This window comes from Timaviella obliquedivisa GSE-PSE-MK23-08B, assembly GCA_019358855.1.
GTDB classification, from domain to species: Bacteria; Cyanobacteriota; Cyanobacteriia; order Elainellales; family Elainellaceae; genus Timaviella; species Timaviella obliquedivisa.
Window position 1 is genome coordinate 24,641 of record JAHHII010000022.1, and the last position, 15,033, is coordinate 39,673.

13 protein-coding genes and 1 pseudogene are annotated in these 15,033 nt (G+C 47.0%); 8 read left to right on the forward strand and 6 right to left on the reverse strand.

Annotated elements, in window-relative coordinates; genetic code table 11:
- Nucleotides 1–7: 7 nt before the first annotated feature.
- Both KME11_22195 and KME11_22200 read left to right on the forward strand, forming a co-directional pair.
- Nucleotides 8–1,129 (forward strand): PPC domain-containing protein, encoded by a 1,122-nt coding sequence (locus tag KME11_22195; protein MBW4517924.1) that lies wholly within the window; start codon nucleotides 8–10, stop codon nucleotides 1,127–1,129.
- A gap of 290 nt (nucleotides 1,130–1,419) precedes the next feature.
- The gene (locus KME11_22200) at nucleotides 1,420–2,388 is read left to right on the forward strand and encodes a GUN4 domain-containing protein (protein ID MBW4517925.1); all 969 of its coding nucleotides are present in this window, start codon (nucleotides 1,420–1,422) and stop codon (nucleotides 2,386–2,388) included.
- Between the two features lie 214 nt (nucleotides 2,389–2,602).
- On the opposite strand, the gene KME11_22205 is transcribed toward KME11_22200, so the two are convergent.
- The 3 genes from KME11_22205 to KME11_22215 form a co-directional block, all read right to left on the reverse strand.
- Complete coding sequence (locus KME11_22205; protein MBW4517926.1) at nucleotides 2,603–3,931, reverse strand: hybrid sensor histidine kinase/response regulator; 1,329 nt, start codon at nucleotides 3,929–3,931, stop codon at nucleotides 2,603–2,605.
- A 2-nt stretch (nucleotides 3,932–3,933) separates the two neighbouring features.
- The gene (locus tag KME11_22210) at nucleotides 3,934–6,444 is read right to left on the reverse strand and encodes an MASE1 domain-containing protein (GenBank protein ID MBW4517927.1); all 2,511 of its coding nucleotides are present in this window, start codon (nucleotides 6,442–6,444) and stop codon (nucleotides 3,934–3,936) included.
- A 925-nt stretch (nucleotides 6,445–7,369) separates the two neighbouring features.
- Nucleotides 7,370–8,458 (reverse strand): hypothetical protein, encoded by a 1,089-nt coding sequence (locus KME11_22215; protein ID MBW4517928.1) that lies wholly within the window; start codon nucleotides 8,456–8,458, stop codon nucleotides 7,370–7,372.
- A 146-nt stretch (nucleotides 8,459–8,604) separates the two neighbouring features.
- Here KME11_22215 and KME11_22220 point away from each other — a divergent pair, with 146 nt between their 5' ends.
- Nucleotides 8,605–8,802 carry a ribbon-helix-helix domain-containing protein gene (locus KME11_22220; protein ID MBW4517929.1) on the forward strand — a complete coding sequence of 66 codons (198 nt, stop codon included), beginning with the start codon at nucleotides 8,605–8,607 and terminating at the stop codon, nucleotides 8,800–8,802.
- A 77-nt stretch (nucleotides 8,803–8,879) separates the two neighbouring features.
- Entirely contained in the window at nucleotides 8,880–9,155 is a 276-nt protein-coding gene (locus KME11_22225; protein ID MBW4517930.1) for a hypothetical protein, read from the forward strand.
- Between the two features lie 305 nt (nucleotides 9,156–9,460).
- On the opposite strand, the gene KME11_22230 is transcribed toward KME11_22225, so the two are convergent.
- A complete protein-coding gene (locus tag KME11_22230) occupies nucleotides 9,461–9,856 on the reverse strand; it encodes an MAPEG family protein (protein ID MBW4517931.1) in 396 nt (131 codons plus the stop codon).
- A 160-nt stretch (nucleotides 9,857–10,016) separates the two neighbouring features.
- Nucleotides 10,017–10,577 (reverse strand): PadR family transcriptional regulator, encoded by a 561-nt coding sequence (locus KME11_22235; protein MBW4517932.1) that lies wholly within the window; start codon nucleotides 10,575–10,577, stop codon nucleotides 10,017–10,019.
- 137 nt (nucleotides 10,578–10,714) lie between these two features.
- Here KME11_22235 and KME11_22240 point away from each other — a divergent pair, with 137 nt between their 5' ends.
- The 4 genes and pseudogenes from KME11_22240 (at nucleotide 10,715) to KME11_22255 (ending at nucleotide 14,252) form a co-directional block, all read left to right on the forward strand.
- Nucleotides 10,715–11,869, forward strand: a complete 1,155-nt coding sequence (locus KME11_22240; GenBank protein MBW4517933.1) for an ABC exporter membrane fusion protein — start codon at nucleotides 10,715–10,717, stop codon at nucleotides 11,867–11,869.
- A gap of 9 nt (nucleotides 11,870–11,878) precedes the next feature.
- A complete protein-coding gene (gene devC / locus KME11_22245) occupies nucleotides 11,879–13,051 on the forward strand; it encodes an ABC transporter permease DevC (protein ID MBW4517934.1) in 1,173 nt (390 codons plus the stop codon).
- Nucleotides 13,052–13,060: 9 nt separating this feature from the next.
- Nucleotides 13,061–13,795: a DevA family ABC transporter ATP-binding protein gene (locus KME11_22250; protein MBW4517935.1), complete on the forward strand. Its 735-nt coding sequence runs from the start codon at nucleotides 13,061–13,063 to the stop codon at nucleotides 13,793–13,795.
- A 235-nt stretch (nucleotides 13,796–14,030) separates the two neighbouring features.
- Nucleotides 14,031–14,252, forward strand: a pseudogene (locus KME11_22255) (MarR family transcriptional regulator).
- Here the strand turns inward: KME11_22255 and KME11_22260 are convergent.
- Nucleotides 14,250–14,609: a serine hydrolase gene (locus tag KME11_22260; GenBank protein MBW4517936.1), complete on the reverse strand. Its 360-nt coding sequence runs from the start codon at nucleotides 14,607–14,609 to the stop codon at nucleotides 14,250–14,252. The pseudogene KME11_22255 and the gene KME11_22260 overlap by 3 nt on opposite strands.
- Nucleotides 14,610–15,033 lie beyond the last annotated feature (424 nt).

The window sequence follows — 15,033 nt, forward strand, 5'->3', positions numbered from 1 at the left end:
GATTCACATGGTAGATAATTCTCTAAGCAGCGCACGTCCGCTAGGCGTTTTGGATAACAAACCCGTTGCGCGGCGGGATCTTGTTGGTCCGAGCGATCGCACCGATTTTTTTAAGTTCAGCCTCAAACGCAGCAGTAATGTCAACTTCCAACTGTCTAACCTGCAAGCAAATGCCGACTTGCTGTTGCTGAATCGCGCTGGTAAGGCGATCGCGCGATCGCGAAAGGGCGGCAAACAGGCAGAGCAAATCACTCGGCAGCTTCAGTCGGGCACCTACTACGTGCAGGTGTTGGGTCGCGGCAGCAAGAGCACCCGATACAAACTGTCAGGTTCTGCAACTGCTGGCGACGGCGGTGATGGCGGCGGTGGCGGCGGTGGCAGCAACGGCAACGGCACCCGCAGCAACCCATTTGATTTGGGGACTTTGAATGGTGGCTCTGTCGCGCGATCGCGCGACACGGCAGGCACTTCGGATGCAGAAAATAAATTCTACAAATTCCGGCTGGGGCAGATCAGCGACCTCAGTATTGCGCTCAGCCAAGTATCTGGCGGCGGCACGATGCGCCTCTACAACGACACCAATCGCAACGGGGTACTTGATTTCAACGAATCAACCATTGACAGTGGTGACGGTTCTGTATCCTCAAATCGCCCCATTTCTGCGGTGTTCCCCTCCACAGAGACCTACTTCTTGCAAGTAGTGCGAGACTTTTCTTCCAGCACGATGCAGTACGACATCACGTTCAACACGACACAGTTTCCGGGCAACATTCCTACCGATCCGGGTAGCGAACCCACGACTGCATTCAACCTGGGCAGCTTGAGCAAAGGTGGACGCCTAGAAGCGAAAGACTACGTGGGGAGAGTGGACGAGAATGACCTCTATCGATTCACGCTAAACGAAACGGGGCAGGTCACGTTTGGCAAGGCGGATGTTGCGGGCGACATCAACACAAATGTCACCATCTATCAGGACAAAAACAACAACAACATCCTGGATTCTAACGAGTCGCTTGGTTCGCTCATCGGGGCAAACGGATCTGTCAACCTGCAAGCTGGAGCATACTACGTGTTGGCTAATCAGTCCAACGTGAATAACACCGCCTATTCGCTGAGCATTAGCGCGTAGGTTTCACGGACTGTAAACGCAGCGTTCTCCACTACGGCATAAACCACATTCAGACCTGTAGTTTTTCTGTGGGGATACAGGTCTGAGTGTGGTTTCTGTCCGCTTAACCCTCAAGTTGAGGCTGGTATACCTTTACTCTGTCAAGTTATGCGCTAGTTTAGAGGTGCTTGCTCATGTTTAAGATGCTAACCCTGAATCCGCTAAGCTGTGTCTTGACGGTAGCCCTAGTAACAACTATGACGCCACCCGTGGATGCCCAGACCAGATCTTACCGTGTTAGATGTCAAACGATGGTTTCTCTGGTCCAGGGAGTGAGTTTGACCTACCGACTGGCGGGTAGTCTGCCGGAGAACACTGCGGCGGAAATTCCTCAAAACCCGGTTGGAGCAACCTTGACCCTAACCGTGCAGTGGCAAGATCAAAATGGCCGCGTTCAAACCTTACTCAATGCTTCTGCTTTGAGTGATTATGAGCAGTTGGCTCCTGACGCTGACTATTCTCAACTGCCCTTTGAAGAAACGTTTCGCGGCCAGCCCAACAACGCCGATCGCCTATATGGGACACCAGCTTCGGTGCATGGACTCTACGTCAGTCTGCGTCCCACCAGCGGACAGCCCCAGCAGATGCAAACTGTCCACTACTTGCGCCCTGATGAGTACGTGCGCTCAACGGTGGGCACTTGCCAGACTGAGAATGCTGATCTTGACATGTCTGTTGACGAGCAGTTGACACTCTTACAAGAACGACTCCAGGCTGAAGACTGGGCCGCTGCCGATAGAGAAACCCGGCGGTTGCTTGCCCCGGAGTCAACCTCGCTGCCGCCGTTTGAGCCAGTGTTGGTGCAGCCAGATCTGATTCGTGCCATTGACCAGATGTGGCTAACGGCCAGCAGCGGACAATTTGGACTCAGTGTTCAGTTGCGTCTTTGGCAGCAAGCACTGGCCGCGCACCCTAACAATAGTGAAGCAGCTGTCAATGCCTTTCGCGATCGCGTAGGCTGGAAACTCGCTGCTCCTCGCTCTGAAGTTGACTTCATCAGCAGTGACTGGTTGAATGAGTCGGAACTGACCTACTCCTTGCAAGCTCCGGAGGGACATCTGCCCTGGGGCGGGGTGTCGGATGAGGTGGTGCAATCGGTTGCTGTTCCACCGCCAGGAGTACATTGTGGCAGTTGTACTGTCGATGCCATGCAGCTGCGCAACGAACGCTTCTATCGCTACATTCCTCAACTGATGGAACGAGTGGAGTTGTCCTTGTAGGAGTTTCAGTCTTAGCGACCATTTTTTTCCCACTGCTATACAAAGGCGAAGTAGAAATTGACACTGAATAGACTAGAGGTCGTTTCACAAATCAACTCCTGATTACTTCAGGATTGTTGTAGTTAAGCCGTAATAGCGATCGCTGCATTCCGATTAGTTGCTCGATTGAACTGTTGAATCAGTTGATCAACACAACTAAGTATTAAGAGTTTTTTTATCTCGTGGCAACGCGATCGCTAGGCTGTTGCATGAGACTGCTTCTAAGCGGGATCTGGATAATAAACTCTGTTCCTTGACCAGACGTAGAAATACAGATTAGCTTGCCCTTATGTTTCTCGGTAACGATTTGGTAGCTAATAGACATTCCCATCCCTGTTCCTTTTCCAGAGGGTTTTGTGGTGAAAAATGGATCGAAAATGCGGTGTTGAATCTCTTTAGAAATGCCGGAACCATTATCGGCGATCGCAATTTGTACCCACTGGGAATTAATCGCAGCGGTGCGAATCGTAATTCGACTGGGATTGCTCTGGTTTTCTTGATACGTTCGTTTTGCACTCAGTTCTTCAAGAGCGTCAATCGCATTTGCCAGAATATTCATAAACACCTGGTTCAGTGATCCGACATAGCATTCTACAGGTGGCAACTGACCGTAATCTCGAATCACCTGAATTTCTGGATGTTCAGGTTTGCTTTTGAGGCGATGTTGCAAAATTAGTAGCGTACTATTGATACCTTCATGAATATCCACAGCTTTGCATTCTGCCTCATCTAAACGGGAAAAGTTGCGGAGCGATCGCACAATTTCGCAGATGCGCTGAGTGCCCATTTTCATCGATGCGAGGGTTTTGGGCAGATCTTGCTGAATAAACTCTAAATCGAGGTCTGCGACGGCATTTTGGAGTTCGGGTGCGGAATTGGCACTATGTTGTTGATATAACTGCACAAAGGACAATAAATCTTCGACATATTCCTGCACATAAGTGAGATTGCCATGAATAAAATTAACGGGATTGTTAATTTCGTGGGCAACACCAGCAACCAGTTGCCCCAACATTGTCATCTTTTCTGATTGCACTAACTGCACTTGAGACTGCTGCACTTGTTGCAGGGCATCTTTTAGTTCGTTGGTGCGTTCTTCTACCTGGTGTTCTAAGGTTTGATGCAGGTGGCGCAACTTTAATTGAGTGGTCACACGGGCAAGCAACTCTAGTTCTTGAAAGGGTTTGGTGACGTAGTCTACCGCGCCCAGTTTGAAGCCTCTGACCTTATCTGTTGTGTCAGATAGAGCCGTCATAAAAATCACCGGAATGTCGCAGGTAATAGAATCTGCTTTAAGGCGGCGACAGGTCTCAAATCCGTCAATCCCAGGCATCATCACATCCAATAAAATTAAGTCTGGTTGGCTCATGGTTGCCTGTTTGATGGCGCGTTCTCCGTCAGTAGCGATCGCCACCTCAAATCCAGCGTCACCCAACGCTTCTGCCACTACCTCCAAATTGGCTGGAGTGTCATCGACTACTAAAATCAACTGAGTGTTATTCATAATCAGCCTCTTCCAGCGCAGGTAACTTCATCGAGCAATTGCTGAATAAATGCTTCCAATTTAGCAACCTGAAATCCATTGCTTAGATCAAGCAGTTGCTGTGTCAGAGGCGCATACTGTGGATTTTGGTGCTCCAAGGCTTTTGCAACCTCGCTCAGTTTTTTCAATCGTCCATGTTGGGCTAACTGAAGCAACTGGGTCAGGTCTGCCAACGGTGGACTAACAAGTGGCGTGAATGAATTAATGCTGCTGTTTGCTTTAGATATTAACGATTGCACCTGTTCATTCTCTGAAACTGTAGGTTGATAAATCCAGGTCAATTGCAAGTATTTGTGGAGCATCTGAAACAAGTCATCTGCCTGCACAGGCTTTGTCAAAAAATCATTTCCTCCAGCGTCCAAGCTCTGCTGCTGATCCATATTGGAAACCGAGGCAGAAGAGACAATAACCGGAAGCGTTTGAAGAATCTCAGACTGCCGAATCTGTTGGAGAAACTCGTACCCATCCATGATCGGCATCATGATATCAGTGATGATTAAATTTGGCTTGATTTGAATCGCCTTCGTCAATCCATCCTGACCATCCTCTGCTTCGACTACGGTGAAGCCGAGAGGTTCTAACAAGCTGACGATTACCGATCGGTTTTCCCACTTGTCGTCTGCTATGAGAATAGATTTACGTTCACCCTGATAACCTATCAGATACTCTCCGGTAGCGTTAGTCGGGGTCTGTTGCCATTCTGTGGCGATCGGCAATTCTATGTCACAGAAAAAGGTGCTACCCACGCCGATCTGACTTTGTACCTGAATTTGACTGCCCATGAGTTGAGCAATAGTCTGACTGATTGCTAGACCTAAACCAGTGCCTTCGGAATTTCGTTTTGAATCGCTGACCTGTTCAAACGGCTGAAAGATTTTTTCTAACGCCTCTGGACTCATGCCAATCCCGGTATCGCTGACCTGACACCGAAGCGTGACTGTTGATGACTCAGTAGAGTGATCCAGATCATTTAGGGGAATTTGATCAAGCCGTTCGACCCTAAAGGTCACCGTACCCTGATCGGTAAACTTGACGGCATTTCCCAACAGATTAATCAACACCTGCCGCAAGCGTTTCTCATCGACCTCAATGCCCTCTGGTAAGTTGGCATCTGGTAGATACACAAAGTCAATGCCTTTTTGCTCTGCTCGGATACCTACGATCTCGGCAATTCCTTGTAATAGAGCAGGTAGATGAACTGTATGAGGGTCTAACTCCAGCCGACCGGCTTCAATTTTAGAGATGTCCAAAATGTCATTAATCAGGGTTAACAAGTGGGAACCGCACTGATAAATAATGTCAACACCCTTACGTTCTTTTTTGCCCAAACTTTGAGAGCGACTCAGGATCTGGGCATATCCCAAGATGCCGTTGAGTGGAGTTCGTAACTCGTGGCTCATGTTTGCCAAAAATTCACTCTTGGCATGACTGGCAACCTCAGCCGCTTCTTTAGATTGATTCAACGCTGCTGTACGTTCCTCAACTTTGAACTCTAGCTCCTCATTGACTTGCTCTATCCGTGCTTTTACCTGTTCTCGCTCAATGATGACGGCTGACAAAATTAGTGTGGTAACGGTGACAGTTCCAATAAACGCTTGCAATAGCAGCAGAGTTTCGTTGAGAGTGCTGCGATTGAATGAACTTGTGCCTCGGATGGCACCGACGATCGCCAAGGTCGAAACCAAAGCGATCGCCATAGCTGTGAATCGTGGTTTAGCCCGAAATGCCGACCACACTAGCAGTGGAATCAGTAGATACTCAACCGGATAGCCAAAGCCAAAAGCTACCATTCCCACGCCCAGCAGTGAGAAAGCCCAGCCCACAACTTCTAGGATAGACTGAAGCGATCGCCGTGACGAGTGTTGCATTGCTGAGATTGTTGGTTTGACGGCTTTCCCTCTGTGCTTACTCAGCCAATGCTCAATCCAAAACAGCAGCAGCGGTGCAACTACCAGAACTCCAATGGCATCTCCTAACCAGAAAGTTACCCAGCTAATGAGGTAGTTTTTTCCATCAATAAATCCGCACAGATATAGGGTAGTCGAACCTACAGTTGGGCTCACCATACAACTCAGAAGTTCAATTCCAGTAAATTTAGTAACGTTCGGTGCATTAGTAAAAATATGGTGGGAACCTATGAAGCGTTTAATGAGAAATGCACCGACTACTGCCTGTAAAACTGAACCTGTGGCAAGACCGAGACCAGACACGATCGACATGGGCAAAATGCCTGTATTTGCCCAAAGCGCCCACGTTGCAGCAACTAATGCTCCTAACCAAATGCCCCACCAAACTCGATAGCCCATGAGCAAAATTGCTGCAAGTGCAATGCCTGATGGTGGATAGACGGGCGTAATAAATCCGGGCGGAATCGCCAGATATTGCCCAAGTTTTGCTGTGCCATAGTAGATGAGGGCGATCGAAAGGATAAGCAGAATTTTCTTGAAGCTATTGGGGAAGACTTTTGAATTCATTACAGTGAGCTAGACCTAAAGGACTAGAGGTTGAGACGCTTGATTTAATAGACTTGTTGGGAAACAGTGACAAAAATCGCTGAAACCTTTACGTAAATTGAGTTTCAAGAATTTTGTCGAAAATCGCCGAAAGGATTATCACAAAAGGTTTTCAAGGATTTTTAAGTTTATTACCCAACAACTCTAATATCCTAGAAGTGCCCAGATTTACGGTCGAGTTGACCATAAATGACGATGAAGATTGTCAAGCTTTCTGGCAAAGGCAGTAATGCCTTTGTATAGCGATGGAGATATTTTGGTCGCTAAGTGCAGTTAGCTCTGCCAAAACTCCTTAAAGTAACTGGCTACATGCTAGGTATAGCGTACTGGATGCAATAATCCTTGTGTCTCAGATAATGCTGGAGCAAACGAGTATCAGTCCCCCATTGACCAGCTTGTCATCATAGAAAACAGGTTAGGGGGCAAGCTGAAATACAGCGTAAAATGGTGCCACGGCTCTTGGAAACGATTGTTGTACAGATACTCTAAACATTGAAATTCACATTGAAATTCCTGCTGTACATTTATCTGGCGGGGAGTGCAGGGACAAACCTTTGGCACCCAAAGCTTTCAAGGCATTGTGGGTTGGAGAGGCAACAGTTCCACCTTTTCCACAGCCGAGCCCAGGGGTCACTTACCGTTTCGCCCCGCGACTAGTTCACATGAGGGAATTATGGAAGCCTCAGGGGGCACCTGGATTCAGACGACTTCTAGTCGCCTAGACACTTGCGCAAAGGAGTAGGCGCCAAACTACATAAGCTGCACCCACTCCTCCATTTATGGCTTCACCTGTGGCGCTAGCAAACATTCACCAACCTACACGTTGGGTATGACGATGTAGAGCTAGTCATTCGGCACATTGTCTACAGCGAGGCAGAACACTAAGTTAGTAGCGCAGAATCAGAGCAACTCGCTGATGGTTTTGTAGGGTTTCATCATCGACAAATACCACTTTTCCTCCTTTGCCCATCACCGCTTCGATCAGTTCATCCACAGCATCATCCATCACATCGATCGCAGTCAAATCGTCAGCGGACACTAACTTCATACCGCTTGAGTCTACTCGAGCAGGATAGCGAAACCCTTCCTCCACCAGCAGCAAATCTCCACGCCCCTCCTGTGCCATCCGCCATGCTTCCTCCATTCCCGATGCACAGAGTTGAGCCCCGATCGCATTGTCAAGGCGCTCCAGAGCAGTTTTTCGCTGTTCGGTCAAAGCGTCTTGAATGATGGGATAGACCAGCTTGCCTAAGTCATGGGGCGAGGTCTTGTCATGATTGCCGCTGAGAGTTGCAATGACCGCATCTTTGTGCGCTGAAACCTCGTTAAACAGGCTGAAGTAGCGATCGATGCCCACGAGTACCAGCGGCAATGGATCGGCAGCCATCAGCGTTGTCAAAACAGCATCAGCTTTATGCAAATACTGATGGTGCAGGTCATCGCCGCGATTTGCGGAGGTATTCATTTCTTGGCTATCGGGGAGCTTGATGCTGTCGCCAGATTCTGCATTCATTAAGGGAGACTCGTTTGTCCCCACTTCCTCCAAGCTATCGAGTACTCCAGCAAACAGGTTTGTAGAGTTCTCACTCATTGCCAGAACCCAATAGCGAGGCGTTCGGTTCAAGGCAAAGACCAGATCTCGCGTCGCGAAGGTTTCGTCTACCACCACTCGGTCTTCAAAGGCAAAGGCTTGATAATAGACCCGATAGAGTTCTTGGTTAGCAAATATAGCTAGTCCATCTAAGGTATGAGAATAATCGATCGATTCAACAGCTTGGTCGAGTTGAGCCAACACAGGAGTTAGCTCACGTTCAGAGAAATCAAGCTGAAGTCGTTCCTTCGCTTCATTCGTCAGATTTTTTACCCGAATTGGATCTTGCTGATTTTCAGGAGCGCTACGGTGCGTTGTCAGCAAAATGGATACAGACGGATAGCTATGTATGGATTGCAAAAACTTGACATCATCTTGATTCATCACATTTTCTCTTTCAGGGTTTTTGCTCAGGGGGCTTTGGCAGGCATTAGTTGGAGCCTATCGTAGGATAGGTCAGCTAAGCATCTATCAAACTGTTGATATATTCATCATTAATCACGCTGATATCCAGTGATCAGGGATACGACATGAGGTTTTCCAAAGATGGTGTGTACAATGTGCGCAATACACTCGCTGAATTTTGCTCAGAGCCTTCTATGTCTGAAAGTGAGACGGTTACTATTCGTCTTTTTACTGAGATTAAAGGGAAACTTGAAGCTCTCGCTGCCAGTACAAACCGGAGTAAGTCTTGGTTAGCGGCACAGGCGATCGCCTCGTATGTTTAAGAACAGTCTTGGCAGATTCAACATACGAGGGTAGTGTTCTAGACCTGTGGAAGTCATGCAATCATTGAGAAGCAGTATTGTCAGGAAGATCAAACAAGGCAGTTGAAAAAGTTGTCTGCCCTAGTTGTGAAAATGAAGACGTAGTCAAACATGGACAGTCTCACGAGGGCAAGCAACGCTATCGATGTCGCAATCTAGCTTGCTCTCGCTGTACCTTCATTCGTCACTATGCTTATCGGGGATACCTCCCTGAAGTCAAGCAACAGATCGCAGATCTGGTTGTTAATGGCAGTGGCATTCACGATACTGCTCGTGTGCTAAAGATTAGCCCGACGACTGTAATGCTGCGGTAAACGAGCAAGGCATTAACGCAATGCATTGGGTATTCATCCTTGATTTCGTTCCAGTATCCGATCACACATTCACCTCTCCACAAAATTCTGCGATCACCTCAGCTTTTGTTGCATCCAGTGGAAAGCTTTTGGAATAGGTGGAATACATCAGCATAAGATCGCACTTAAGACGCGATCGCCACTCTTAAACGTGGTCTAGTTCGCCTAGAATAGGGCATGGAAGTTTCCTGTTTTTATCAAAATGCCGGAGAACGCTCTTATATAAAACTTCTAGAAGTAATTCGCGGCACGTTTGCTTAACTCGTCTAGCTAAGTAGATAAAAGGCATAGCTAAGCATCAGTCCAAGTGATGCAGAGATGATCACTGTGAACGTGATTACCATACCGATTACTCGATATCGAAAGGTTTCTTTGACTTGGCTAACCCCGATCGCATGGGTGATGCGTCCGATCACGAGGGCGCTACATAGAATGTGAATGCAGAGGTTTGCCCGTGTCTGGGTTTCTAGAAAATAGATCAATAAGAGTGAAAGCGGGACATATTCTGCGAAGTTTGCATGAACGCGAACGGCTCTTGCCAGCATGGGCTGGTCTCCGTCCCCGATCGCAACCCCTAGTTGCCTTCTCAGTAAAAGTGTGCGGATACTCAGTGCGACGAACACAAGACCGAGAATGGCTGCATAAATTGAAGTTGTCAGCATAAATTTATTAAGGAAGGGGTAGGGTGTTTTAGCTCGTATCGTCTGTGATTTACAACTGTAAGAAACAGCACTGAGGCTTAAATTACAGTTCTGCCTGAAACATCGGAAGGGTTCATCTACTCATCTTGTGAAATTGCCAACGAGACGATTGCTTCCTCTCCTACTTAACTGCCTGACGTTTCACAGCCTGTTCGATCGCCTGAATCGCTTCATCACACCAAGCTATCCACTCTTCTTGATATCGAATGCCGCGACGAATGACTAAGTGCATGTAGAGATCCTTCAGGTCTAGCGAGTCGAGATGCTGAGAGAAATGCTCATCTAATGTCTTGACGTGTTGCGCCATTTCAAAATGCAGTTGCCGCCGCCGTTCAATTTCGCGAATCACGCTCTGAGAAGGAATGAGATGACCCGCCAACCCCATTACGCCTAAATCCTCGCGAATGGCGGCGGGTTCACAGGGTTTTGTTAGCCAATCAATCAGTTCTTGCTGTCCTTGATCGGTGGTGGAATAGATTTTCTTATCAAGCCGTCCTTGTTGGGGAATCGCTTTGTAGGTAACGCTGCCCTGCTGCTCTAACTTTGTCAGTTCGGCATAAATCTGCTGCTGACTTGCCTTCCAAAAGCAACTGCCAAATCCTTCAGCAAACTCTTTCGCAACGTCATAACCGCTTAGAGGCTGACGAGATAGAAATGCCAGGATGGTGTGCTTGAGTGCCATAACTAAAAACTCTACTTGACGGATTCAATAGGTTGAGTATACCTTGATTATTGTACTCAAGTTTTTGAATACAATAAATGGAGTAGTGCATGAATCACATGAATTGGGGAGCTAAAGGGCGATCGCCTCACTTAGGAATGATGCTTGGGATCGGTTGCTTCTTGCTGGGTGGCGGGATTGCTTATCGAGTGTGGTGGAATCGAGTGTGGTGGAGCCATCCGATTCAGCCGCCGATCGCTGTAGCTGCTGCGCCTACGATTGAAACGGTATCTGCTCTAGGGCGATTGGAGCCAGAGGGTGAGGTAATTCAAGTGTTTGCGCCCACTTCCTTGGAGGGTGCGCGAGTTGAAGCTCTTAAAGTGAGCCATGGTCAACAGATTCGCAAAGGAGAGGTCATTGCCGTTCTAGATACTTATGAGCGTCGGCAGGCAGCTTTACGCGAGGCGCAAGAGCAGTTGAAGGTCGCCCAATCTCGGTTAAAGCAGGTGGAAGCAGGTGCAAAGTCAGGAGAAATTCGGGCACAGGCGCGAGTGGTTGATCGCCAACAGGTTGAACTACAAACTGAAACCACTGCCCAGGAAGCCACGATCGCCCGTTTGCAAGCAGAACTTCGCAATGCAGAACTCGAAGATCGGCGCTATCAAACGCTTTATACCGAAGGAGCCGTCTCTGCTTCCTTGCGCGATGGGAAGCAATTGACCGCCGATACAGTGCGGCAACAGCTAAACGAGGCGCAGGCCAATTTAAGCCGGATTCAGTTGTCTCGGCAAAAGCAGATCGCTGAAGCGCAAGCCACGCTCGATCAGATTGCAGAGGTTCGTCCGGTTGATGTAAATGTGATGCGATCGCAGGTGTCTCAAGCACAGGCAAGTGTGGTGAGAGTAAAGGCGGAGCTAGATCTGGCAACAGTGAGATCACCTCAAGATGGACAAGTTCTCAAAATCCATACTCGCCCCGGAGAGCTAGTTGGGACTCAAGGCATCATTAGCTTGGGGCAAACTCAGAGAATGGTGGCGGTCGCAGAAGTGTATGAGTTAGATGTCAGTCGTATTCGCGAAGGACAGTCTGCAACTGTGATTAGCAAGAACAATGCTTTTTCAAATGTGCTGAGTGGCAAGGTTGTAGAAGTCGGATTGGAGATCAACAAACAGGATGTCCTGAACACTGATCCAGCCGCAAAGTTTGATGCGCGGGTTGTGGAAGTAAAAGTGCGGTTAGATGAATCGTCTAGCCGTCGGGTTGCAGGTTTAACAAATTTGAGCATTCAAGTATCGATCGATGTTAAATCTTGAGGAAATTAAATGTCAGAACAGAGCAGGAAAAAGAAACCATTATTTCTTTCTTGGCTACAGCTACGGAAAGAACGATCGCGTCTGCTAGTGGCGATCGCAGGTATTAGCTTTGCCGATGTCCTGATGTTTTTGCAAATGGGCTTTCGTGGCGCATTGTTTAGTAGTGCCGTGGAGTTTCACAATAGCCTGAACGGTGAAATTGTCATGCTGAGTGGGCGATCGCGATCGCTAATTTCCCTCGATCGCTTTACAGAGCGACGATTGTATCAAGCATCTGGTGTGGATGGAGTGCAATCAGTTAGCCCAATTTATTTGAATTCCGTGCAATGGCGCAATCCTGAAAATAAAGAAATTTGGGATATCTATGCGATCGGCATTAATCCAGAACATCGAGTAATGAATGTCCCTGGTGTAGAAGCCAATCGTGAAAAACTGCGCGAACCAGATACAGTCCTATTTAATTCAGGTTCTCGTCAAGAATTTGGAGCGATCGCGCCAAAGTTTGAAGCAGGTGAATCGATTGCGACTGAAATTAACGAACGTCAAGTTCAAGTTCAAGGCTTATTCCAACTTAGCCCGACCTTTGGCATTAATGCCTACCTCGTCACTAGCGATGTCAACTTTTTACGTATAGCTAATTTTCGCCAAGGTGGATTAGTGGATGTGGGAGTCATCAAGCTTAAACCCAATGCCAATGTCCAAGCTGTTTTAGCAGAGTTGCGATCGCGTCTGCCCAGTGATGTCAAAATCATGACCAGAGACGACTATGCGCGAGCCGAAGTTGCTTTTTGGAATGCCAGCACACCCGTAGGCTATACCTTCGATCTAGGGGTGGTCATTGCTTTCATTGTCGGTGCTGTAATTGTCTATCAGATTCTGTACAGCGATGTCACCGATCATTTACCTGAATATGCCACACTCAAGGCGATGGGATTTCGCGATCGCTATTTGTTCATCGTCGTGTTCCAAGAATCCCTAATTTTGGCGGCACTTGGATTTATCCCCGGTACTCTAATCGCTTTAGGCATTTATCGCATTACCAACATTGCAACAATGCTGCCGATGGCAATGGATTTAGGACGGATTGTGTTTGTTTTCGTCCTCACTGCCATCATGAGTTCGTCCTCTGCGGCGATCGCCGCGCGTAAATTACAAACTGCTGACCCTGCCGACATTTTCTAGGAATTAAGCATGTTTAAATCGCCAGAAAGGCCCATCATTGAGACTTCTGACCCCGCTATCTCAATGATCCATTTGAATCATTATTACGGTCAAGGCTCATTGCGGAAACAGGTTTTGTTTGACATTAATTTGCAAATCGATCGGGGCGAAATCATTATTATGACTGGACCATCAGGTTCTGGTAAGACAACATTGTTAACGTTAATAGGCAGTTTACGCTCTATTCAAGACGGAAGTTTAAGCATTTTAGGATACGACTTATTCAATGCCAGCAAAGAACAGATGACCCTTGCTCGCCGCAATATTGGTTATATTTTTCAAGCGCATAATCTACTAAACTTCCTAACGGTATATCAGAATGTAGAAATGGCATTAGAGATTCATGAGGTGACAGCAACAGAGGCAGATAATCGCATTCGGAATGTATTAATCGCAGTGGGATTGGAAGATCGCATGGACTACTATCCAGGAAATCTCTCAGGCGGACAAAAACAAAGAGTGGCGATCGCTCGTGCGCTAGTCAGTCAGCCTAAAATTATTTTGGCAGATGAACCCACAGCAGCATTGGATAAGAAATCGGGGCGAGATGTAGTAGAAATTATGGAGAAACTTGCTAAAGATCAGGGTTGTACGATCTTGCTAGTGACCCATGACAATCGTATTCTCGATCTTGCCGATCGCATTATTTACATGGAAGATGGATATCTGGTGAACCGTTCTGATGTCGATGCGATCGTTCAATAGGTTTTTCAGTTCTTAGGTGATGACTATGCGCTAGTAGCCCACCAATTCAAATGAAACGAACGGTCGACGAGTCGCTGATGCTAAATTTGAGGTTGCTTGCCGCTGATTTGAGCCATTATACGGTTCATCAAGGTACTATGCAGGAATGTCTGAGAGTTTATTGAGTAGCAATTGATTGGACTACAACATAGTACTAACTAGAATAGTTCTCTATTGGTATCCCGGTATCTATGATATGCCCAAAAAATCAACAATTCAAGCAGCAAAAGAGCCTTTTTTGCCAGCAATGCGGGAACTAGTTAGGGCATATCAAGCTTTTTCCGCTTACTCTGAGGCACACGTTCGACAGTTTGATTTAACGCCCGCGCAGTTTGATGTGATTGCCACCTTGGGCAATACTAATGGCATGAGTATGGGCGAAATTGGGGAGAAAACTTTGATTACCAAAGGCACTTTAGGGTAGTCCAGAAGTATGAGTTGCTAATTGGCGCAGAGTAATAGATTGAATTGGAGTAGTCCACTGGCTAACGATCGCGGCTGGCAGATAGAGGTGGATTGGATCATTCAAAGCAACTATGCCGTCATTCACCAATGTAGCGAGAACCGTTCCAGTCAAAACCTTAGTGACAGAACCAATTTCATAAATTTTCTGTGCATTAGGAAGTGCATGATTGGCGTCACTACTCTTGCCAAATCCCTTGACGTAAGAATGCTCTTGCTGAATGACTCCAATCGTTAACGCAACGTTTTCTGTCTTGTCAACATAATCATTCGTAATTTGGCTAATCTTAGATTCTAAATTTTGGATATTCATGACTGCTGCGTTCGGTTGATTGATGTTAAGCGATCGCTATTGAGTAGCTTGATGAAGTAATGTGTACAGTGATAAATAATAAAATGCTATAAGCTAAAGTATTAATTTTTCTATACCTGCCGATTGCATATTGAGCATTTTTTATGTTATTTTATTTTTTTGATACAATTTCTAGGACTTTTCACAACTAACGAATGGATTAGACCTGTTCAGAGATTGGAAAAATAGAGATAACCAAAGTGATATGAAGATGACAACGATCGCGCCCAGTGAAAGATATTTCGGAGATTGATTGTGAGAGGATGTTTGAAAAGTCAGCTAGTCGGTAAAAAAGCTCTCTCAGTGTAAGCTGCGAATAGAAAGCACGCAGCACCGAGAAAGCAATATGAGTAAAGCATATCCCAGCAATCTGACTACTGGACAG